Raw genomic sequence first — 22,751 nt, forward strand, 5'->3', positions numbered from 1 at the left:
TACTTTAGCCATGTGCCCAGGTTCGGAGCCGGAACATGGAAAGGGAGTCGATGGAATTTGACGTGGTCATAGTGGGCGCCGGCCCGGCCGGCCTGAGCGCCGCCTGCCGGCTGATGCAGGAGGCGGCGTCCCGGGATCTGGCCCTGAGCGTTTGCCTGGTGGAAAAGGGCGCCGAGGTGGGCGCCCATATTCTCTCCGGCGCCCTGCTGGAGACCCGGGCCCTGGACGAGCTGTTTCCCGACTGGCGGGCACGGGGCGCCCCGGTGCACACCCCGGTCACCGAGGATCGTTTCTATATGCTGAGCAGCGAACGGGGCGGCCTGGAGCTGCCCTCCGCCCTGGTGCCCTCCCCCCTGCACAATAGGGGCAACTTTATCGTGAGCCTCGGCAACCTGTGCCGCTGGCTGGCCGTTCAGGCCGAGCAACTGGGGGTGGCCGTCTTTCCCGGTTTCGCCGCCCAGGCGCCCCTCTACGACGAGCAGGGCCGGGTGACCGGGGTGCTTACCGGCGATATGGGCCTGGCGGCGGACGGCAGCCCCAAGGCCAATCACGTGCCGGGCCTGGAACTGCGCGCCCGCTACACCCTGTTCGCCGAGGGCTGCCGCGGCCATATCGGCAAGGAGCTGATCGCCCGCTTCGGCCTGGACCAGGGCCGGGATCCCCAGCATTACGCCATCGGCATCAAGGAGCTGTGGCAGCTCGATCCGGCGCGCCACCGGCCGGGCCTGGTGCTGCACGGGGCCGGCTGGCCACTCGAGGAAGACAGCGGCGGCGGCTTCTTTCTCTACCACGGCGACGAGGGCCAGGCGGCGGTAGGGCTTATCGTGGATCTCAACTACCGCAACCCCCACCTCAGCCCCTTCGACGAGTTCCAGCGCCTCAAGCACCATCCGCTGCTGGCCCGCCATCTGTACGATGGCAAGCGGCTGGCCTACGGTGCCCGGGCCATCACCAAGGGCGGCCTGAATTCCTTGCCGCGCATGACAATGCCCGGCGCCCTGCTGCTGGGCTGCGACGCCGGCACCCTCAACGGCGCCAAGGTCAAGGGCATTCACACCGCCATGAAATCCGGCATGCTGGCCGCCGAGACGGTGGTGCAGGCCCTGGCGGCGGGGGATACCGGCGGCAACAGCCTGGCCGCCTACCCCAGCGCCCTGCGCTCGTCCTGGCTGCACCAGGAATTGCATCAAAGCCGCAACTTCGTGCCCGCCCTGCACAAACTGGGGCCCTGGCTGGGCGGCGCCCTCAATGCCCTCAGCCACAACTTGCTGGGGGGCTGGCTGCCTTTCACCCTGCACGACAGAACGCCGGATCACGCCACCCTGGCCCCGGCGGCGAAGAGCCGCAAGCCGGACTATCCCAGGCCGGACGGCCAGCTGGCCTTCGACAGGCTGTCGTCGGTCTACCTGGCCAACACCGGCCACGACGAAGACCAGCCCTGCCACCTGCAGCTGCTGGATCCGGAGGTCCCGCTGCGGGACAACCTGCCCCGCTATGACGAACCGGCCCAGCGCTATTGCCCGGCGGGGGTCTACGAGGTGGTGGAGCAGGAAGGACAACCCCGCTTCCAGATCAACGCCGCCAATTGTGTGCACTGCAAAACCTGCGACATCAAGGATCCGGCCCAGAATATCCGCTGGGTGCCGCCGGAAGGGGGAAGTGGTCCCAACTACCCCAATATGTAGCCATAAAAAAACCCTGAAGGCAGTGATTCCATGACCGAAGGGAATCATTGCGTTCAGGGATATGGCTGTGGTTGTTATTGTCTTATTGTTAGCTCTGTCAACGCAGGGAGGCACGTCCGTTGCTGTGCGTTGCAAAAAACATTACCCCCGGGCGGGCATTCAGACAAGCTAGACTTTAGTCCTACAGCCGCAGGCCGCCGTCCATTTCCAGGATGCGGCCATGGAAGTAGTCGTTCTCGATGATGTACTGCAGGCTGTGCACCAGCTCCTCCACGGTGGCCAGGCGTCCCAGGGGAATGTTGCGGGTGATGCGCTCCATCGCCTCGGGCTTCATCTGGGCGGTCATGGCGGTGGCGATCACCCCGGGGGCGATGCCCGCCACCCGGATGCCGTAGCGGCTGAGCTCGCCGGCCCAGCACACCACCAGGGCCGCTACCCCGGCCTTGGTGGCCGAGTAGTTGCTCTGGCCCCGGTTGCCGGCCCGGGCCACCGAGGAGATGTTGACGATAAGGCCGCCCTGGCCCCGCTCGGCCATGATGGCCGCCGCCTCCCGGCCGCACAGGAAGGTGCCGGTGAGGTTGACGTCCACCACCTGCTGCCACTGCTGCAGGCTCATCCTGCCGGCCGGCTTGCCCTCCTCCAGCTTGATCAGCAGGGCGTCGCGCATCAGGCCGGCGTTGTTGACCAACACGTCCAGCCCGCCCAGCTCCCGTACTATGTGGCCGAAGCTGTCCGCCACCTGCTGCTCGTCGGCAATGTCACACAGGTGCACCGCCACCCGGGCCCCGGTGGCGGCCACCATCTCGCCGCTTTTGGCCAGATCCTGCTCGTTGTTGTCGACAAGCGCCAGACTGGCACCCTGGCGCGCCAGTTGCCGGGCCATGGCCTGTCCCAGGCCCCGGCCGGCACCGGTGATCACCACCACCTTGCCCCTGATCTCCATGGCTATTCGCCTCCTTGCCGGAACATCCTAAACAGGCTGGAAAAGTCGAACTCGCCATGGCCCGCCACCTGGTGCAGGTTGAACAGGGCCTTGGCGGCGGCGCCCATGGGCACCGGCGAGCCGCTGTCCCGGCTGAGCTCCATGGCGATGTTCAGATCCTTGCACATCAGGTTGACCTGAAAGCCGCCCCGGTAGCCCCGGGCGGCGGGCACATGCTCCATCACCCCCGGCACCGGGTTGTAGAGCTGCAGCGCCCAGTTGTTGCCCGAACTCTGCTTGATGATCTCCGACAACACCTTGGGATCCAGGCCGCTGTTGATGCCCATGTTGAGCGCCTCGCAGGTGCCCGCCATCAACACCGCCAGCAGCATGTTGTTGCAGGCCTTGGCCATCTGCCCGGCGCCGTGGGAGCCGGCATGGAACACATTCTTGCCCATCTGGTGCAGCACCGGCTCGGCCCGGGCGAACTGATCCTCGCTGCCGCCGACGATAAAGGTGAGGGTGCCGGCCTGGGCCCCGGCCACGCCGCCGGACACGGGAGCATCGATAAAGTCCAGGCCATGGGCCGTGGCCCGCTGGGCCGTGGCCTTGGCGGTGGCCGCATCTATGGTGGAACAGTCGATCACCAGGGTACCCGGCGCCATCCGCTCGAACAGGGGATCCGGGCCCGTCATATAGAGCCCCTCCACCTGGCGGCCGCTCTGCAGCATGGAGATCACCACCTGGGCGTGCTTGACCACCTCGGTGGCGCTGGTTTCCGGGATGCAGCCGGTGCCGGCGGCCCGGCTGACCGCCTCGGGCTGCAGATCGAACACCTGCACCCTGTGCCCGGCCTTGACCAGGTTGGCGGCCATGGGGCCGCCCATATTGCCTAAACCGATAAATGCGATGGTTGCCATGGTGCTTGCCTCCGTTACAGATCCTGCAATGGGCTTCGGGGCCAGGGCGGGGTGAACAGGGCCGCCAGCAGCGCCTCGTCCACCTGCTCCAGGGTCCCGAAGCTCCAGTCGGGGTGGTTGTCCTTGTCGATAAGCCGGGCCCGCACTCCTTCGGCGAACTCCCGATACCGGCACAGCTGCACCGACAACGCCAGCTCCCGGCGGAACACCTCGGCCAGGGAGCAGTGCCGGCAGCGCCGCAGTTGTTCGTCGATCACCCGGATAGCCAGCGGGCTGCCCGCCGCCAGGCCCTGCCGGGCCCGCTCGAACCAGGGGGAATCGAGGTCGGCGCCGAGGATGGCCGCCACCTGGTCTGCCAGGCGATCCCGGTCCATCAGCCGGCGGATGCCGTCCTGGTGCTCCCGCAGGGGCGAGGGCTGGTCGGCGAAAACATCAAGCGACGCCGCTTCCAATTGCCGCAGCACCAGCCCCACCGCCACGGCGGGATCCCGCCACTCGGCCACGTCCTGCAGGCGGGGCAGCAACTCGGCCCGCTGGCTTGCGGCGATGGCCCTGTTGGCGAGCCCCAACCAGAGGCTGTCGCTGGCATTGAGCTGGCAGCCGGTGAGGGCGATAAACTCCCCCAGTCCCGGCGGCAGGCGGTTGAGGAACCAGCTGCCGCCCACGTCCGGGTAGAGGGCGATGGTCACCTCCGGCATCGCCAGCCGGCTGTGCTCGGTGACGATGCGCTGCCGGCTGGCGCTGAACAGCCCCAGGCCGCCACCCATGACGATGCCACCGCCCCAGCAGATCACCGGCTTGGGGTAGCGGTGCAGCAGGTAATCCAGCCGGTATTCCCGCTCGAAAAAGCACACCGCCGGCTCAGGGATGGGCCCCAGGCCCAGGTCATCCAGGGGGCCAGTCTCCCGGGCCGAGGTGATGGCCCGGTACAGCCCCACCACGTCGCCGCCGGCGCAGAAGGCCCGGTCACCGGCGCCTTCGAGCAGCACCGCCACCAGCCCCTCATCCTGCCGCCAGGCGGCCAGTTGGGGCAGCATCCGTTCGATCATCTCCAGGCTCAGGGCGTTGAGGCTGCGCTCGTTGTCGAGCACCAGCCGGCCGATACGCCGGCCGCCGCCCGTGGCATGCTCTTCGACTATCAGGCTCATGGGCTCTCCTTAGCGGTTGCGCCATTGGGGCGGGCGTTTCTCCAGGAAGGCGTTGACCCCTTCCCGCTGATCCTCGGTGTCGAACAAATCCACAAACTCCTCCCGCTCCCGGATATAGCCCTGCGCCAGGGGCCGGCTGCGGGCCGACTGGATCAGCCGCTTGCAGGCGGCCAGCGAGGAAGGACTCTGCTGCTCCGCCTGGCGGGCCAGCGCCAGGGCCCGATCGAGGGCCTGCCCCTGTGGCACCACCTCCTCCACCAGGCCGATGGCCAGGGCCCGCTCGGCATCCAGCCGCTCGCCGCAGAGGATAAGGCGCTTGGCCCAGCCCTCGCCCACCAGCCAGGTCAGGTTCTGGGTGCCGCCGGCGCAGGGCAGCAACCCCACCTTGGCCTCGGGCAGGGCCATCACCGCCTGCCGGCCGGCCACGCGCAGATCGCAGGCCAGGGCCGCCTCCAGGCCGCCGCCCATGGCATAGCCGTCGATGGCGGCGATGGACAGGCCGCGAAACCGGCTCAGGGCCTCGAAGGCCTCGCCGAAGCGCCGCGCCATCTCCCGCGCCACCGCCCGGTCGCCGTCGGCGAACAGCTTGAGATCGGCCCCGGCGGAAAAAAACCTGTCCCCCGCCCCGGTCAGCACCAGGCTCCAGATCTCCCGGTCGGCGTTCAGTTGCGCCACCCGCTCGGCCAGGGCCGAGAGGCTTGCCGCCGTCCAGGTATTGGCGGGCGGGTTGTCCATGGTCAGGATGGCGGTATGGCCTTGTTGTTCAAAACGAATAGCGGTGGTCATGGGTGCACCTCTCTATGACTATGGCCAGTGGCGATAGAACGCCGGGAACAGCTATGACGCAGACGCCGCTCATGCTCAAAAGGAGACCAAAGGGGGCCGAGGAGCCGACCGTGACATGCCAGGGATGGCATGTCCGAGCCCACATGGACGTGCTTGTAGCGTGTCGGCGAGCGGCCCCCTTTGGTCTCCTCCGCCCATCTCACGGACGGCATCACCGAACTGGCACACAGGTACTGACCTCAACTCAAGAGCCCTCTGCGAACCCATCACAGCTCCCCGCTGCCTTCCGCCAGTACCCGACGGGCGATCAGCAGCCGCATGATCTCGTTGGTGCCCTCCAGGATGCGGTGCACCCGGGTATCCCTCAGGTAACGCTCGAGCGGGTATTCGCGGATATAGCCGTAGCCGCCGTACAGCTGCAGCGCCTGATCGCACACCCTGAAGCCGGCATCGGTGGCAAAGCGCTTGGCCATGGCGCAGTAGGTGGTGGCGTCCGGATGGCCCACATCCAGTCGGCTCGCCGCCAGCCGCACCAGCTGGCGCGCCGCCACCAGTTCGGTGGCCATGTCGGCGATGCTGAACTGCAGCGCCTGGAACTCGGCCAGTTTGCGGCCGAACTGGCTGCGCTCCTGCAGGTACTGGCGCGCCTTGTTGAGGGCCTGCTGGGCGGTGCCCACCGAGCAACTGGCGATGTTGATACGGCCTCCGTCCAGCCCCTTCATCGCCAGCTTGAAGCCCTCGCCCTCCGCCCCCAGCCGCTGGCCGGCGGGTACCCGCACCCGCTCGAAGGTGACGGTGCGGGTGGGCTGGCTGTTCCAGCCCATCTTGTCCTCGGGCCGGCCGTAGACGATGCCGGGGCTGTCGGCGTCCAGGGCGAAGGCGGAGATGCCGCCCGCGCCCTCGCCGCCGGTGCGGGCCATCACCACCAGCACCTGGGTGCTGCCGGCGCCGGAGATAAACATCTTGCTACCGTTCAGCTCATACTGGTCGCCGTCGCGGCGGGCGCTGGTCCTGAGGGCGGCGGCGTCGGAGCCGGCGTTGGGCTCGGTCAGGCAGTAGGAGCCGAGCTGGCGGCCACTGACCAGCCCCTCGCCCCAGCGCGCCCAGGTCTCTTCACTGCCGGCGCTCGCCACCATCCAGGTCACCATGTTGTGGATGGTGAGGAAGGCGGTGGTGGAGGTGCAGCCCATGGCCAGGCGCTCGAAGATGATGCTGGCGTCGAGCCGGCTCAGCCCCAGGCCGCCGGCGGACTCGGGGGTATAGAGGGCGCAGAGGCCCAGCCCGCCCGCCTTGTGCAGTGTCTCGACCGGGAAGTGGTGGTCCCGGTCCCAGTCGGCGGCATGGGGCTCCAGATCGTTGCGGGCGAAGTCGTCGGCCAGGGCCGCAAAGGCCCGCTGTTCGTCGCTCAGTTCAAAGTTCATGCAAGCTCCCTCCGGTCGCGGCTAAAAGCTGGAAGCTGGAAGCTGGAAGCTGGAAGCTGGAAGCTGGAAGCTGCCAGAGATTAACGGTTTTCGCTCAGTCTCCACTTCCCCTCACTTACCAACCAGTTCTCCCACTGCCCTGATAGCTGATAGCTGATAGCTGACAGCCTTTATTTCAGATGAATCGACATATTGGGCCCGGCCACCGCTTCGTCCTCGAACCAGCGGGCGGTGATGGTCTTGGTTTCGGTGTAGAAGCGCACCGCCTGCTTGCCGTAGGCATGCAGGTCGCCGTAGAAGGAGCGGCGCCAGCCGGTGAAGGAGAAAAAGGGCAGCGGCACCGGTATGGGCACGTTGATGCCCACCTGCCCCACCCTGATCTCGTGCTGGTATTTGCGTGCCGCCGCGCCCGAGGCGGTGAAGATGGAGGTGCCGTTGCCGTAGGGGTTGGCGTTGACCAGATTGATGGCCTGGTCCAGGCTGTCCGCTTCCATCAGCAACAGCACCGGGCCGAAGATCTCCTCCCGGTAGAGGGCCATATCAGGAGTCACGCCGCGGAACAGGGTGGGCCCCACCCAGTTGCCGTGGGGGTAGCCGTCCACCGCGCAGTGGCTGCCGTCGAGCAGGCACTCGGCGCCCTCGGCCCTGCCCCCGGCGATCAGCCGCAGCACCCGCTCCCGGGCCGCTTTGCTGATCAGCGGGCCGTAGCCGGCGTCGGGGTCATCCCAGGCACCGGGTCGCACCCGGGCCATGGCGTCTTTCAGCTCCGGGATCCATTCCCTGGCCTCGCCCACCAGCACCGCCACCGATATCGCCATGCAGCGCTGGCCGGCGGCGCCCACCGAGGAGCCCACCAGGTTGTTGATCACCTGCTGCTTGTTGGCGTCGGGCAGCACCACCATGTGGTTCTTGGCGCCGGCGAAGGCCTGCACCCGTTTCAGGTGGGCGGTGCCGGTCTGGTAGATATGCTGGCCGGCGGCCACCGAGCCGACGAAGGAGATGGCGCACACCTCAGGGTGCACCAGCAACCGGTCCACCACCTCCTTGCCGCCGTGCACCACCTGCAGCAGGCCGTCGGGGGCGCCGGCCTGTTTGAACAGCTCGGCCAGCCGCATCGACGCCAGGGGATCCTGCTCCGACGGCTTGAGCACGAAGGTATTGCCGCAGGCGATGGCGAGCGGAAACATCCACAGCGGGATCATGGCCGGAAAGTTGAACGGGGTGATGCCGACGCAGACCCCCAGCGGCTGGGTGAAGCTGTAGCAGTCCACGCCCCGGGCCACGTTTTCCTGGGTCTCGCCCATGCTGAGGGAGGCGATGTTGGCGGCCTGCTCCACTACCTCTATGCCCCGCCACAGGTCGCCCCTGGCGTCCTCGAAGGTCTTGCCGGTGTCCTTGCAGAGCAGGCGGGCGATGTCGTCGTGGTATTCCTTCAGCAGCGCCTGGTAGCGCAGCATCAAGCGGGCCCGCTCCGGCACCGGCACTTCCCGCCATTCGACGAAGGCCCGGCTTGCCGCCGCCACCGCCGCCTCCACCTCCTCGGCCGTGGCGCAGGGCAGGCGGGCAATGATCTCCTGGGTGGCCGGGTTGTTCACCTCCAGCCACTCGTGAGTGCGGCTTTGCACCATATTGCCGCCGATCAGCAGTGGTACCTGGTATGTCATTTTCCTGTCCTCCTAGAGCAATTCCACCGCCACCGCCGTGGCCTCGCCGCCGCCGATGCACAGGGCCGCCACCCCCCGCCTGCGCCCGCGCCGGCGCAGGGCATGCAGCAGGGTAACCACGATGCGGGCGCCGCTGGCACCGATGGGGTGGCCCAGGGCGCAGGCGCCGCCGTTGACGTTGACCCGCGCCGGATCCAGCCCCAGCTCGCGGATGGCCAGCAGGGCGACCACCGCGAAGGCCTCGTTGATCTCAAACAGATCCACCTCGCTCGCCTGCCAGCCGAGCCGGTCCAGCAGCTTGTCGATGGCGCCGATGGGCGCCAGGGTAAACTCGGCGGGCAACTGGGCATGGGTGGCGTGGCCCAGCACCCGGGCCAGGGGCCTGAGACCAAGCGCCGCCACCTGCTCGGCGGTGGTCACCACCAGGGCGGCCGCGCCGTCGGAGATGGAGCTGGAATTGGCGGCGGTGATGGTGCCGTCCTGGGCGAAGGCGGGCTTGAGGGTACGGATTTTGTCGGGCCTGGCCTTGCCCGGCTGTTCGTCGGTATCCACCCGCCGGCTGCCCTGGCGCTCCGCCACCTCGACCGGCACGATTTCCTCGGCAAAGTCCCCTTCGGCGATGGCCAGTTGGGCCCGGGTCAGGGACCTGATCGCGAAGTCGTCCATCGCCTCCCGACCGATGCCGAATTTGTCCGCCGTCCGCTGGGCGAAACTGCCCATCAGTCCGCCCTCGTAGGCGTCCTCCAGGCCGTCGAAAAACATGTGATCCAGCAACTGGCCATGGCCCATGCGCAGCCCCGCCCGCGCCTTGGGCAACAGGTAGGGCGCCAGGCTCATGCTCTCCATGCCGCCCGCCACCATCAGCCGGGCAGAGCCCGCCAGCAGTTGATCGTGGGCCAGCATCAGCGCCTTCATGCCCGAGCCGCACATCTTGTTGACCGTGGTGCAGCCGACGGACACCGGCAACCCGGCCCCCAGCGCCGCCTGCCGGGCCGGTGCCTGGCCCTGGCCGGCGGCCAGCACGCACCCCATCACCACCTCATCCACCCGCTCAGCCGCCACCCCGGCCCGACCCAGGGCGGCCTTGATGGCCACGGCCCCCAGCCCGGGCGCCGGCACGGCGCCGAAATCGCCCAGCAGGGCCCCCATGGGGGTCCGGGCCGCACCCACTATCACTATCTCGCTCTTTGCCATGGTGGCTCCATCTGCCGCAGGCCAGTGATGAGGCAAAGGCGATAAAAGGAAGCGACTAAGCCGACCGTGACATGCCATGGATGGCATGTCCGAGCCTACATGGACGTACTTGTGGCGTGTCGGCGTGTCGTTCCTTTTATCGCCCTGCACCCAATCATCAGTGGCAACCTAAAAATCCTTTATCTATTCAAGCTTAGCCAACCCTAACAGTCCCATAACAACTATAGTTAATTCAGCAACATTGGTAGCAAACGAGCCCAACCCCATCATCAGCAAGGAGGTTCTCATGGCCCCCTATCCGCAACTGGACTTCGGCCTGGGCGAAACCCTGGACCTGCTGCGCGACCAGGTCGCCGCTTTCGCCAGCCGGGAGATCGCCCCCCTGGCCGAGGCCATCGACCGGGACAACCGCTTTCCCGCCGAACTCTGGCCCAAACTCGGCGACATGGGGCTGTTCGGCATCACCGTGGCCGAACGCCACGGCGGCGTGGACATGGGCTACCTGGCCCAGGTGCTGGCGATGGAGGAAATCAGCCGGGCCTCGGCGGCGGTGGGCCTGTCCTACGGCGCCCATGCCAACCTCTGCGTCAACCAGATCCACCGCCACGGCAGCGAGGCGCAGAAAGCCCGCTACCTGCCCAAACTGCTCAGTGGCGAACACATCGGCGCCCTGGCCATGTCCGAGCCCAATGCCGGTTCCGACGTGGTGTCCATGCGCCTGTCCGCCCGGGCCGACGGCGACCACTTCGTGCTGAACGGCACCAAGATGTGGATCACCAACGGCCCCGACGCCCAGGTGTTCGTGGTGTACGCCAAGACGGAGCCCGACGCCGGCGCCCGGGGCATCACCGCCTTTATCGTCGAACGCGACACCCCCGGCTTCGGCCAGGCCCAGAAGCTCGACAAGCTCGGCATGCGCGGCTCCAACACCTGCGAGCTGGTGTTCCAGGACTGCCGGGTGCCGGCGGACAATGTGCTCGGCGCCCTGAACGGCGGGGTCGGGGTGCTGATGAGCGGGCTCGACTACGAGCGGCTGGTGCTGGCCGGCGGGCCGCTCGGCATCATGCAGGCGGCCATGGATCTGGTGGTGCCCTATGTGCGGGAGCGTAAACAGTTCGGCCAGGCCATCGGCGACTTCCAGCTGGTGCAGGGCAAGCTCGCCGACATGTACACCCGCATGAACGCCGCCCGCAGCTACACCTATATGGTGGCCATGGCCGCGGACCGGGGGGCGCTCGGCCGCAAGGACGCCGCCGGGGTGATACTGCTGGCGGCGGAAACCGCCACCCGGCTGGCGCTGGATGCCATCCAGCTGTTGGGCGGCAACGGCTATATCAACGAGTTTCCCGCCGGCCGCCTGCTGCGGGACGCCAAACTGTACGAAATCGGCGCCGGCACCTCGGAGATCCGCCGCATGCTGATCGGCCGGGAACTGGTGCAGAACCGGTGAGGTGACAAAGTGCAGACCAGACAGACAGGTATCACCGCATTGAACAGGAAGGGTGCAGGTCGGCAAAAGGGCCAACTCACCGTGAAATCTGGTGTACTCGGCGCCGCCTGTTGGCGAGCCCCTCAGACAACAGCGAGGCTTGAAAGAAGCAACAGGGATTGCCTCCACCGACCGTCATATGCCAGGGATGGCATGTGCGAGCGTACATGGATGTATTCACAGCGTGTCGGTGGAGGTAGCCCTGTTGCTTCTTTGCTGGGCCGTAACAGGCAGCCTCGCCAAGATCGTGAACCGGTTCTGAAGATATGGCACTCGCAGCTCCAGCTTTCGTATCGTCTGCTCAGGAGCCAGCCATGACCATACTGACCAGCCAGATCAGGCCCGAGTCGGAGGAGTTCAGGGCCAATCATAATGCCATGGCCGCCGAGGTGGCGGCGCTGCGCGAGCTGGTGGCCGGCATCGAAGCGGGCGGCGACCAGGCCAGCCGCCAGCGCCACCAACAGCGGGGCAAGCTGCTGGCGCGGGAACGCATCCGCCGCTTGCTGGATCCGGGCGCCCCCTTCCTCGAGCTGTCCCAGCTCGCCGCCCACCAGGTTTACGACGAGGCGGTACCGGCGGCGGGGCTGGTGGCCGGCATCGGCCGGGTGTGCGGGGTGGAGTGCATGCTGGTGGCCAACGACGCCACCGTCAAGGGCGGCACCTACTACCCGCTCACGGTCAAGAAGCACCTGCGCGCCCAGGCCATCGCCGAACGCTGCCGGCTGCCCTGCCTCTACCTGGTGGATTCCGGCGGCGCCCACCTGCCCAGCCAGGACGAGGTGTTCCCGGACCGGGATCACTTCGGCCGCATCTTCTTCAACCAGGCGCGGATGTCCGCCGCCGGCATCCCCCAGTTGGCGGTGGTAATGGGGCTGTGCACCGCCGGCGGCGCCTATGTGCCGGCCATGGCGGACGAGTCCATCATAGTGCGCGGCCAGGGCACCATCTTCCTCGGCGGCCCACCCCTGGTGCGGGCCGCCACCGGCGAGGTGGTCAGCGCCGAGGAGCTGGGCGGCGCCGAGGTGCACACCCGCGTCTCCGGGGTGGCGGATCATGTCGCCGAGGACGACGCCCACGCCCTGTACCTGGCCCGCCGGCTGGTGGCCAACCTCAACCGGCCGCCGCTGCCGGCCCCGCCCCAGCCGCCACTGCCGCCCCGCTACCCGGCCGAGGAGCTGTACGGCATCGTCGGCACCGATCTGCGCAAGGCCTTCGAGGTGCGCGAGGTGATCGCCCGGCTGGTGGACGACTCGGCCTTCGACGAGTTCAAGCGCGACTTCGGCCCCACCCTGGTCACCGGCTTCGCCCGGCTGCACGGCTACCCGGTGGGCATACTGGCCAACAACGGCGTGCTGTTCAGCGAATCGGCCCAGAAGGGCGCCCACTTTATCGAGCTGTGCTGCCAGCGCCGCCTGCCCCTGCTGTTCCTGCAGAACATCACCGGCTTTATGGTGGGCCGGAAATACGAGGCCGAGGGCATCGCCAAGCACGGCGCCAAGCTGGTGATGGCGGTGGCCTGCGCCAATGTGCCCAAGGTGACCCTGATCATCGGCGGCAGTTTCGGCGCCGGCAACTACGGCATGTGCGGCCGGGCCTATGATCCCGACTTTCTGTGGATCTGGCCCAACGCCCGCATCTCGGTGATGGGGGGCGAGCAGGCCGCCGGCGTGCTCGCCACGGTGCGGCGGGACGCCAGGGAAAAGGCCGGCGAACCCTGGAGCGCCGAGGACGAGGCCGCCTTCCGGGCGCCCATCGTCGAGCGCTACGAGCGCCAGGGCCATCCCTGGTACGCCAGCGCCCGGCTGTGGGACGACGGCGTCATCGACCCCAGGGACAGCCGCGCCGTGCTGGCCATGAGCCTGGCCCTGGCCCTGAACCGGCCCATGGATGAACCCCGCTTCGGGGTGTTCCGCATGTAAGGAGAAGCCATGAGCGAGCCCCTGTTGCTGCGGCCTGCGGCGCCCGGCGTCTGGGAGCTGGTGCTGAACCGGCCCGGCTGCCACAACGCCTTCGACGACGCGCTGATTGCCGCCATGATCCAGCAGCTTGATAACGCCGCCCATCTGCTCGATCTGCGGCTGCTGGTGCTGCGCAGCATGGGCCGGCACTTCAGTGCCGGCGCGGATCTGGCCTGGATGCAGCGCGCGGCCGGCTACAGCCGGCGGCAGAATCTGGCCGACGCCGAACAGCTGGCCCTGTTGCTGCGGCGGCTGGATCAGTTCCCCGGCCCCACCCTAGCCCTGGTGCAGGGGGCGGCCTACGGCGGCGCCCTGGGCCTGGCGGCCTGCTGTGACCTGGTGGTCGCCGCCGCCGATGCCCGCTTCTGCCTGAGCGAGGTGCGCCTGGGGCTGATCCCCGCCACCATAGCCCCCTATGTGCTGCGCGCCCTGGGGCCGCGCCAGGCCCGGCGCTATATGCTGACCGCCGAGCTCATTCCCGCCCGGGAGGCCGAACGGCTGGGCCTGGTGCACCTGCTGGCCGAGCCCGGCCAGAGCCTGGACGAGGCGGCGGCGCCCCTGATCCGGGCGCTGCTGCGCAATGGCCCGGTGGCGCTGGCCGCCGCCAAACAGCTGATCCGGGAATTCGCCTACCGCCCCATCAACGGGCCGCTGATCGAAGACAGCGCCCGCCGCATCGCCGAGTTGCGGGCCGGCGCCGAGGCGCAAGAGGGCATCAGCGCCTTCCTGCAAAAGCGGCCGCCGGCCTGGGAGGACGAGGATGTTCACTAAGCTCTTGGTCGCCAACCGGGGCGAAATCGCCTGCCGCATCATCCGCACCGCCCACCGGCTCGGCATCGCCTGCGTGGCGGTCTACTCCGACGCCGACCGGAACGCCCGCCATCTGGCCCTGGCCGACGAAGCCTGGCACCTGGGCCCGGCGCCGGCCACCCAGAGCTACCTGAACCAGCACCGGCTGCTGGCCATCGCCCGGGCTTCTGGCGCCCAGGCGGTGCACCCGGGCTACGGCTTCCTGTCGGAAAACGCCGACTTTGCCCGCGCCTGCGCCGCCGCCGGCCTGGTCTTCGTCGGCCCGCCCGCCGAGGCCATCGCCGCCATGGGCTCCAAGTCCGCCGCCAAGGCGCTGATGGAAACGGCCGGGGTGCCGGTGGTACCCGGCTACCACGGCCCCGAACAATCCCCGGAACGGCTGCGGCAGGAGGCCGGGCGCTGTGGCTTTCCGCTGCTGCTGAAGGCGGTGGCCGGCGGCGGCGGCAAGGGCATGCGGATAGTCAACCATCTCGCTGAATTCGACGAGGCCCTGGCCGCCGCCCGGCGCGAGGCCAGGGCCGCCTTCGGCGACGACGCCATGCTGCTGGAACGCTACCTGCCAAGGAGCCGCCACGTGGAGGTGCAGGTGTTCTGCGACCAATTCGGCCAGGGCCTCTATCTGGCCGAGCGGGACTGCTCGGTGCAGCGCCGCCACCAGAAGGTGCTGGAGGAGGCCCCCGCCCCCGGCCTTGCCCCCGCCACCCGGGTGGCCATGGGCGAGGCGGCGGTGCGCGCCGCCCAGGCCATCGACTACCAGGGCGCCGGCACCGTCGAGTTCCTCTACCAGGAGGACGGCCGCTTCTACTTTATGGAGATGAACACCCGGCTGCAGGTGGAGCACCCGGTGACCGAGCTGGTCACCGGCCTGGATCTGGTGGAATGGCAGCTGCGGGTGGCGGCGGGCGAGCCGCTGCCGCTGACCCAGGAGCAGGTGATCGTCCGCGGCCACGCCGTCGAGGCGCGGGTCTACGCCGAAGACGCCGACCAGGGCTTCCTGCCCGCCGCCGGTCCCCTGCACTACCTGCGCGAGCCGGCCACCGGTCCCCAGGTGCGGCTGGATACCGGGGTGCGCGAGGGCGACGAGGTAGGCATCCACTACGATCCCCTGGTCGCCAAGCTGATCGTCTGGGATCACAGCCGCGAGCTGGCCCTGCACCGGCTGGCCCGGGCCCTGGCCCAGTACCGCATCGGCGGGGTCAGGACCAACCTGCGCTTTCTGCACGCCCTGGCAGGCTCGGCGCCGCTGCTCGCCGCCGAGCTGCACACCGGCTTTATCGAGCAGCACCGGGCGCTGCTCTTTGCCCCGCCCGCCCTGTCCCCCTCCCGGGTGCTGGCCCTGGCCGCCGCCGGCTGGCTGGCGCTGGAGCCGAACGACGAGAGCGCTCCCTTCGCCGGCCACTCAGGCTGGTGGCTTAACCTGCCAACCAGGCGCCAACTGGAGCTGGAATACGGCGGGGAGCGGCACCGGGTGGCGCTGGAGGCCGACGCCGATGGCTGGCGGGTGGAGATCGGTGCCCATTGTCACCGCCTCCGTACCCGCCTCGACGGCGACCGGCTGCAGGCGGAACTGGATGGCGAGGCCCTGGCCTGCCACTGCGCCCGTCACGCCGACCAGTTGTGGCTGTTCCACCGGGGCGAGCGCCACGACCTGCGCCTGGCCCCGCTCGAGGTCGCCCGGCACCAGGCCGGGCATCAGGCCGGCCTCCGGGCGCCCATGCCCGGGATCATCGGCCAGTTGCGGGTGGCGGTGGGCGACACCGTCGTCGCCGGCCAGACCCTGCTGGTGCTGGAGGCGATGAAGATGGAGCACCCCCTGCGCGCCCCCGCCGCCGGAAGGGTGGCGGACATTTTCTGCCGGGAAGGCGACCAGGTAAGCGAAGGGGACGAACTGCTGCGGCTGGAGGGAGCGGATGGATAGGGTCAAGCTGGTGGAGGTGGGCCCGCGGGACGGGCTGCAGAACGAGGCCGTCCTGGTCCCCACCGAGATCAAGATAGCCCTGGTCGAGCGGCTGGCCGACTGCGGCCTGCGGCATATAGAGGCGGCCAGTTTCGTCTCGCCCAAGTGGGTGCCGCAAATGGCCGACGGCGCCGCCGTGCTGGCCGGGATCCGCCGCAAGGCCGGGGTGGTCTACTCGGCGCTCACCCCCAATCTCAGGGGGCTGGAGGCGGCCCTGGCCGCCGGCGCCGACGAGGTGGCGGTGTTCACCGCCGCCTCCGAGTCGTTCTGCCAGAAGAACATCAACTGCTCCATCGAGCAGAGCCTGGCGCGCTTCACGCCCGTGCTGGCCGAGGCCTGGGCCCGGCGGGTCCGGGTGCGGGGCTATGTGTCCACCGTGCTCGGTTGCCCCTACGAGGGCGACATCAGCCCCGATGCCGTGGCCCGGGTGGCGGGGGCCCTGTACCGAATGGGCTGTGCCGAGATTTCCCTCGGCGACACCATCGGCACCGGTACCCCGGGCAAGGCCAGGGCCATGCTGGCGGCGGTGCGCCGGGAGGTGCCGATAGAGCGCCTCGCCGCCCACTTCCACGACACCTACGGCCAGGCCCTGGCCAACCTCTACGCCGTGCTGGAAGAGGGGGTACGCATCGTCGACTGCTCGGTGGCGGGCCTGGGCGGCTGCCCCTATGCCAAAGGCGCCTCCGGCAACCTGGCCAGTGAGGACCTGGTCTACCTGCTGCACGGGCTGGGCTTCAAAACGGGGGTGGATCTGGCCAGGCTGGTGGAAACGGGCCACTGGATAAGCCAGCAACTGGGGCGGGAAAACGGCTCCAAGGTGGGCCGGGCCATGAATGGTTAATCTGGCTGTTGTTTGCGGTAACCGTAGCAAAGAGACAACAGGGCGACCTCCGACGACACGCTGTGAATACCTCCCTGTACGCTCGCACATGCCATCCTTGGCATGTGACGGTCGGCGGAGGCCATCCCTGTTGTCTCTTTCAAGCCCCGACGCCGTCTGGGGATGGAGCCGTCAAGCAGCAGAGGGACTATGGGGAGGATACTGGGCCGACGCCATCAGGAGCATAAAGCACTTAAATAGCTGTTCCGAATAGTAAATCACTGTCGGCGGCGACTGGGTTCCGCTAAGCAGACCCTCCGCGCCAGGGATGGCGCGGCGGAGCCCCCAGGGATGGGTTCACGGCGTGTCTGCGTGCGGGGCCCAGTCGATGTAGCACTATTAGGATCAGTTATTTAAAAAGGCGCCCGCGGGCGCCTTCAAGGTACAGGATCAAGGCAGTATCAGCCGCGGATCTTCTGCAGTTCGGCCTGTACGTCGTCCCACAGCTGCTGGCCCACTTCCTTGGCGATGCCCTGGTTGACCTCGGTCAGGCGCTCGCGCATGCGATCCACCTGGGCCGCGTCCAGTTCGTTCACTTCCATGCCCTTTTCCTTCAGCTCGGCCAGGGCCCAGGCGGCCTCTTCCCGGGTATCGCGACGCTCGAAATCGCGGGAGGCCGCGGCGGCCTGCTCGAGCACCCGGCGCTCGTCGTCGGACAGCTTGTCCCAGAACTTCTTGCTCACCAGCACTATCCAGGGGCTGTAGACGTGGTTGGTCACGGTCAGGTACTTCTGCACCTCGTAGAACTTGCTGGAGAGGATGGTGTTGTAGGGGTTTTCCTGGCCGTCCACGGTGCGGGTTTCGAGCGCGGTAAACAGCTCGGAAAACGCCATGGGCACGGCGTTGGCGCCCAGCGCCTTGAAGCTGTCGAGGAAGACGTTGTTCTGCATCACCCGCAGGCGGATGCCGTCCATGTCTTCCAGGCTGGTCACCGGACGACGGCTGTTGGTCAGGTTGCGAAAGCCGTTTTCCCAGTAAACCAGGCCGACCAGCCCCTTCTCTTCCAGTTTTGCCATCACCTTCTCACCCACGGGGCCGTCGAGCACGGCGTCGGCTTCCTCGGCATTGTTGAACAGGAAGGGGGTATCCCAGATGGCCATTTCCGGCACTATGCCGACCAGGGTGGCGGTGGAGCCCACCATCATCTCCTGGGCGCCGCCCAGCAGGGCCTGCTGCATCTGCAGATCCGAGCCCAGGGTGGCGGCACCGAAGGCGCGCACCTTCATCTTGTCACCGGACAGCTTGCCCACCTCGGCGGCGAATTTCTGCACCGCCCGACCCTGGTTGGAGTCTTCGTTCAGACCATAGCCGAAACGGATCATCCGTGACTGAATGTCGGCCGCCATGGCGTTGGCGGACACCAGGCCGATCAGGCCGGACAGTACAAGTGCTTTCAGTTTCATAACACAAATCCCTATTGGTTGGTGAGGTCAGGACAGCCAGCTCAGTGGCCAGAGTACCAGCTGCGGGAACAGGATAAGCAGTGCCAGCAGCGTGAAATAGGCGACGATGAAAGGCATGACGCCCCGTACCACCGCTTCCATTTTCATGTTGCCCACGCCGGAGACCACGTTGAGCACAGTGCCCACCGGCGGGGTGATCAGTCCGATACAGCCGGACATGATGAAGATGAGACCGAAGTACACCGGGTGCACCCCGGCGGCGGCGGCCATGGGCGCCAGCACCGGCGCCAGGATCAGGATGGCGGGGGTGAGATCCATCACCATGCCGATCACCAGCAGGAACAGCACCACCAACGCCATAAACAGCATGGGGCTGCCCAGTACCGGCTCGAACAGGTCGATCAGCTGGCGCGGCAGATCCGCCAGGGTGATCATGTAGGAGGACGCCATGGCGGCACCGGCCAGGAACATCACCACGGACGTGGTCTTGGAGGCGTCGATCAGCACCTTGTATACCCCTTTCAGATCCAGCTCCCGGTACACCAGGGTGGTGATGATCAGGGCGTAGACCGCCGCCACCACCGCCGCCTCGGTGGGGGTGAAGATGCCGCCGCGCAGGCCGCCGACGATGATCACCGGCAGCAACAGGGCCCAGATGCTGCGGCGCATCACCCGGCCGCGCTCCTTCCAGCTGGCCTTTTCCTCCACCGGCAGCTCCTTGCCGCGCACTATCCAGCCCCAGGCGACGGCGATGGCCACCGCCATCATGATGCCGGGCGCGATACCCGCCAGGAACAGCTGGCTGATGGAGGTGTTGGTGGTCACCCCGTAGATGATAAAGGGCATGGACGGCGGAATGATGGGGCCGATGATGCCGCCGGAGGCGATCAGGCCGCCGCTGCTGCCGAGCGGGTAGCCCTGGCGGCGCATCATCGGCAGCAGCAGGGTGGCCAGGGCGGCGGTGTCGGCGATGGCCGAACCGCTCATGGAGGCCAGCAGCACCGAGGCGCCGATGGCCACGTAGCCCAGGCCGCCGCGCACATGACCGAAATAGACCCGGGCCAGGTCCACGATGCGGCGCGACAGGCCGCCGGCGGTCATCAGCTCGCCGGCCAGCACGAAGAAGGGCACCGCCAGCAGGGGGAAGTTGTCGAAGCCCGCCTGCACGTTCTGCGCCAGCAGCTGGGCGTCGAAGAAGTCGAGCTGGATCATCAGCGCCAGGGCGGTCAGCATCAGGGCGAAGGCGATGGGCACGCCGATGCTCATGGAGCTGAACAGAACCGCCAGGAAGATTGCGATGGACATGGGGTACTCCTTACTTGGCGGACTGGGTTGAGGCCGGCTCGCAACCGGCGGCGCGACGGCAGAACAGCTCCCGCGCCATCTCGCGCAGCAGCAGCACCGCCATGCAGGCGGCCATGGTGAAGACGGCGGCGGCGGCCAGCCCCAGGGGGTAGCCCAGCACCGGGCTGCGGCTGTCGATGCCCACCAGGATCTGGGCCCAGGCGCCCACCAGCAGGTGGTAGAGGGCCCATCCGATAAGGAGCCGGCTCAACCAGCGGCACAGTAACCTGGCCGGCGCCGGCAGCCGGTCCACCACCAGATCGAAGCGCAGGTGCTGGTTGTCGACCGTGGCCAGCACGGCGCCGATGCACACCAGCCAGACAAACAGCAGGCGGGACAACTCCTCGTAGCCGGCCAGGCCGGTGTTGAACAGATAACGCAGCACCACGTTCAGGAACACGGCACACACCATGCCGAACATGCTGACGGCCAGCATGGCCTCCGCCGCGCGGCGCAGCAGGGACACGGGTTTAGGGGACATCTCCGCCATGGCTTCTACTCCATTCCATTGCCTAGTGGGAAGTTACCAGTAACATGTTACGCGTAACCACAAAAAAGCACCAACCCCCAGGTGACGATAAAGTTAAAAAATGGGACAGGGCTCAAAAAAACGCAAATCATAAACGCTGTGCCGACAGCCGAAAATAAAACACAAGATACTGATTAAAAACAAATTACATTAAAATCTCTCTTGTTTTACCGGCATTGTCGACCGGTTCACCTGTTGTTGTCATTGTGTGTCAGCTCACATTTTTAAAAGTTACTGGTAACATGTTACCCGTAACCTGATAGAGTGTATCTCATTCACCCCAGGGCAAGATTATCAGTAGGGACAGAGGTCAACATGACTGGAGAAAGCATCATAGTGATGGGCGTCACCGCCTGCGGCAAGTCGAGCGTGGGGGCCGCCCTGGCCCGGGCGCTGGGCGCCAAGTTTATCGACGGTGACGACCTGCACCCCAGGGCCAATATCCTCAAGATGGCCGAGGGCATACCGCTCGGCGACGAGGACAGGGCGCCCTGGCTGGAGCGGATCCGCGACGCCGTGTTCAGTATCCGCCAGAAAGGCGAAACCGGGATCATCGTCTGCTCCGCACTCAAGCGCGACTATCGCGACAGCATCCGCGCCGGCAACGATCGGGTGCGCTTTCTCTTTCTCGACGGCGACTTTTCGCTGATCCTGGCCCGGCTGCGCCGGCGCAACGGCCACTTTATGCCCGAGTCCCTGCTGCAGAACCAGTTCGAGGTGCTGGAACGCCCCGGCGCCGACGAGCCCGACGTCACCTTCATCAGCATCGACGGCGACTTCGACGACGTGGTCAACCGCGCCCTCGCCGCCATCAAGGGAGAAGCCCATGTCAACTGAACTCCACTCCGTCGTCCGCCGGGTCACCAACCGCATCCTCGAGCGCAGCCGGGCGGTACGCGAAGACTACCTGGCCCGGATGCAGGCCCAGGCCGAACAGGGCAAACACAGGGCCAGCCTCAGTTGCGGCAATCTGGCCCACGCGGTGGCCGCCTGCGGCCCGGAGCAGAAACAGCGCATCCTCGACCTGACCAGCGCCAACGTCGCCATCGTCAGCGCCTACAACGACATGCTGTCGGCGCACCAGCCCTATGCCGGCTACCCGGAGCAGCTCAAGCGGGTGCTGGCGAAGCAGGGCCACAGCGCCCAGGTGGCCGGCGGCGTGCCGGCCATGTGCGACGGCGTCACCCAGGGCCAGCCAGGCATGGACATGTCGCTGTTTTCCCGCGACGTCATCGCCCAGGCCACCGCCCTGTCGCTCAGCCACAACACCTTCGACGCCACCCTGCTGCTCGGCATCTGCGACAAGATAGCCCCGGGCCAGTTGATCGGCGCCCTCAGCTTCGGCCACCTGCCCACCGCCTTCGTGCCCGCCGGCCCCATGGCCACCGGCATCAGCAACGACGAAAAGGTCAAGGTACGCCAGCAATACGCCGCCGGTGAAGTGGGCAAGGAAGCGCTGCTGGAGATGGAGTGCAACGCCTACCACTCCCCCGGCACCTGCACCTTCTACGGCACCGCCAACACCAACCAGCTGGTGTTCGAGGCCATGGGCCTGATGCTGCCCGGCTCCGCCTTCGTGCACCCGCACTCGGCCCTGCGCCGGGCGCTGACCGAACACGCCGCCCTGCGCCTCGCCGGCCAGATCCAGGGCAGCGGCCACTACCGGTCGCTTGCCGAGGTGGTGGACGAAAAGGGCCTGGTCAACGGCCTGATCGCCCTGCTCGCCTCCGGCGGCAGCACCAACCACACCCTGCACATGGTGGCGGTGGCGCGGGCCGCGGGCCTGGTGCTGAGCTGGGACGATTTCAGCGATCTCTCCGAGGTGGTGCCCCTGCTGGCCCGGGTCTACCCCAACGGCCCGGCGGACATCAACGCCTTCCAGCAGGCGGGCGGCGTGCCCCTGCTGCTGCACAAGCTGGCCGAACGCGGCCTGCTGCACCGGGACGCCACCCCCATGTTCGGCCGGCTCGAGGACTACTTCCGCCAGCCGATGCTGGCAGGGGAGCAACTGGCCTGGCAAGCGGTGCCGGAAACCCGGGATCCGGCGGTGATCCCGCCCCAGGACACGGTGTTCAGCGTCAGCGGCGGCCTGCGGGTGCTGGACGGCAACCTGGGCCGGGGGGTGATCAAGGTCAGCGCCGTGGCGCCCGAGCACCAGCTCATCACCGCCCCCGCCGCCCTGTTCAGCAGCCAGCATGCGGTTGAGCGCGCCTACCAGAACGGCGAGCTCAACCGGGATGTCATAGTAGTGGTGCACCACAACGGGCCGGGCGCCAACGGCATGCCCGAGCTGCACATGCTGATGCCCATCCTCGGCAATATCCAGAAGGCCGGCTTCAAGGTGGCCCTGGTCACCGACGGCCGCCTGTCCGGCGCCTCGGGCAAGATCCCGGCGGCCATCCATATCACCCCGGAAGCCGCCAAGGGCGGCCCCCTGGGCCGGCTGCGCGACGGTGATATCATCACCCTGGACGCCGCCAGCGGCCGGCTGTTCACCGAGGCCGCGCTCGAGCAGCGCAGCCCGCTGCAACCGGACTTGACCGGCGAGCAGAGCGGCCTGGGCCGCGAGCTGTTCGCCCTGTTCCGCCGCCAGGTTTCCAGTGCGGAAACCGGCGCCTCTATCTTTTATCAGGAGTAACCC

At 67.6% G+C, this 22,751-nt stretch carries 18 protein-coding genes; 8 read left to right on the forward strand and 10 right to left on the reverse strand.

Translation table 11 applies throughout. The annotated features are described in order from the left end of the window. Positions 1–35: 35 nt before the first annotated feature. On the forward strand, positions 36–1,685 hold the full coding sequence (locus AN401_RS15955; protein WP_096779899.1) for an electron transfer flavoprotein-ubiquinone oxidoreductase: 1,650 nt from the start codon (positions 36–38) through the stop codon (positions 1,683–1,685). A gap of 181 nt (positions 1,686–1,866) precedes the next feature. Here the strand turns inward: AN401_RS15955 and AN401_RS15960 are convergent, their stop codons facing one another. From AN401_RS15960 to AN401_RS15990, 7 genes are all read right to left on the reverse strand, one after another. After that, positions 1,867–2,628, reverse strand: coding sequence for an SDR family NAD(P)-dependent oxidoreductase (locus tag AN401_RS15960; RefSeq protein ID WP_094041077.1), 762 nt, complete (start codon positions 2,626–2,628; stop codon positions 1,867–1,869). Positions 2,629–2,630: 2 nt separating this feature from the next. Then, positions 2,631–3,527, reverse strand: coding sequence for a 3-hydroxyisobutyrate dehydrogenase (mmsB, locus tag AN401_RS15965; RefSeq protein ID WP_094041076.1), 897 nt, complete (start codon positions 3,525–3,527; stop codon positions 2,631–2,633). Between the two features lie 14 nt (positions 3,528–3,541). Next, positions 3,542–4,675 carry an enoyl-CoA hydratase/isomerase family protein gene (locus tag AN401_RS15970; protein ID WP_096779900.1) on the reverse strand — a complete coding sequence of 378 codons (1,134 nt, stop codon included), beginning with the start codon at positions 4,673–4,675 and terminating at the stop codon, positions 3,542–3,544. Between the two features lie 9 nt (positions 4,676–4,684). After that, positions 4,685–5,461, reverse strand: a complete 777-nt coding sequence (locus AN401_RS15975) for an enoyl-CoA hydratase (RefSeq protein ID WP_096779901.1) — start codon at positions 5,459–5,461, stop codon at positions 4,685–4,687. A 266-nt stretch (positions 5,462–5,727) separates the two neighbouring features. Then, a complete protein-coding gene (locus AN401_RS15980) occupies positions 5,728–6,882 on the reverse strand; it encodes an acyl-CoA dehydrogenase family protein (protein WP_096779902.1) in 1,155 nt (384 codons plus the stop codon). Positions 6,883–7,052: 170 nt separating this feature from the next. Beyond that, on the reverse strand, positions 7,053–8,546 hold the full coding sequence (locus AN401_RS15985) for a CoA-acylating methylmalonate-semialdehyde dehydrogenase (RefSeq protein WP_096779903.1): 1,494 nt from the start codon (positions 8,544–8,546) through the stop codon (positions 7,053–7,055). A 12-nt stretch (positions 8,547–8,558) separates the two neighbouring features. Continuing rightward, on the reverse strand, positions 8,559–9,740 hold the full coding sequence (locus AN401_RS15990; protein ID WP_096779904.1) for an acetyl-CoA C-acyltransferase: 1,182 nt from the start codon (positions 9,738–9,740) through the stop codon (positions 8,559–8,561). A gap of 286 nt (positions 9,741–10,026) precedes the next feature. Between AN401_RS15990 and AN401_RS15995 the strand changes: the two genes are divergently transcribed. From AN401_RS15995 to AN401_RS16015, 5 genes are all read left to right on the forward strand, one after another. After that, on the forward strand, positions 10,027–11,190 hold the full coding sequence (locus tag AN401_RS15995) for an isovaleryl-CoA dehydrogenase (protein ID WP_096779905.1): 1,164 nt from the start codon (positions 10,027–10,029) through the stop codon (positions 11,188–11,190). A gap of 353 nt (positions 11,191–11,543) precedes the next feature. Then, complete coding sequence (locus AN401_RS16000; protein WP_096779906.1) at positions 11,544–13,148, forward strand: carboxyl transferase domain-containing protein; 1,605 nt, start codon at positions 11,544–11,546, stop codon at positions 13,146–13,148. Between the two features lie 9 nt (positions 13,149–13,157). Next, positions 13,158–13,958, forward strand: coding sequence for an enoyl-CoA hydratase-related protein (locus AN401_RS16005; RefSeq protein WP_096779907.1), 801 nt, complete (start codon positions 13,158–13,160; stop codon positions 13,956–13,958). After that, complete coding sequence (locus tag AN401_RS16010) at positions 13,948–15,915, forward strand: ATP-binding protein (RefSeq protein WP_096779908.1); 1,968 nt, start codon at positions 13,948–13,950, stop codon at positions 15,913–15,915. Before AN401_RS16005 ends, AN401_RS16010 begins: the two co-directional genes overlap by 11 nt. Then, positions 15,908–16,795: a hydroxymethylglutaryl-CoA lyase gene (locus AN401_RS16015; protein ID WP_096779909.1), complete on the forward strand. Its 888-nt coding sequence runs from the start codon at positions 15,908–15,910 to the stop codon at positions 16,793–16,795. Before AN401_RS16010 ends, AN401_RS16015 begins: the two co-directional genes overlap by 8 nt. A 440-nt stretch (positions 16,796–17,235) precedes the next feature. On the opposite strand, the gene AN401_RS16020 is transcribed toward AN401_RS16015, so the two are convergent. From AN401_RS16020 to AN401_RS16030, 3 genes are read right to left on the reverse strand one after another with little or no spacing between them, the layout of a single operon-like run. After that, positions 17,236–18,237 (reverse strand): TRAP transporter substrate-binding protein, encoded by a 1,002-nt coding sequence (locus tag AN401_RS16020; protein ID WP_094040194.1) that lies wholly within the window; start codon positions 18,235–18,237, stop codon positions 17,236–17,238. A gap of 27 nt (positions 18,238–18,264) precedes the next feature. After that, on the reverse strand, positions 18,265–19,542 hold the full coding sequence (locus AN401_RS16025) for a TRAP transporter large permease (RefSeq protein WP_094040195.1): 1,278 nt from the start codon (positions 19,540–19,542) through the stop codon (positions 18,265–18,267). A 10-nt stretch (positions 19,543–19,552) separates the two neighbouring features. Continuing rightward, complete coding sequence (locus tag AN401_RS16030) at positions 19,553–20,062, reverse strand: TRAP transporter small permease (protein WP_198401750.1); 510 nt, start codon at positions 20,060–20,062, stop codon at positions 19,553–19,555. A 363-nt stretch (positions 20,063–20,425) separates the two neighbouring features. Here AN401_RS16030 and AN401_RS16035 point away from each other — a divergent pair, with 363 nt between their 5' ends. Then, on the forward strand, positions 20,426–20,947 hold the full coding sequence (locus AN401_RS16035; RefSeq protein ID WP_094040197.1) for a gluconokinase: 522 nt from the start codon (positions 20,426–20,428) through the stop codon (positions 20,945–20,947). Continuing rightward, entirely contained in the window at positions 20,937–22,748 is a 1,812-nt protein-coding gene (gene edd / locus AN401_RS16040) for a phosphogluconate dehydratase (RefSeq protein WP_096779910.1), read from the forward strand. The genes AN401_RS16035 and edd overlap by 11 nt, the downstream gene beginning before the upstream one ends. Positions 22,749–22,751: the final 3 nt, after the last annotated feature.

The sequence above is a fragment of the Zobellella denitrificans genome (assembly GCF_002407485.1).
Taxonomy (GTDB): Bacteria; Pseudomonadota; Gammaproteobacteria; order Enterobacterales; family Aeromonadaceae; genus Oceanimonas; species Oceanimonas denitrificans.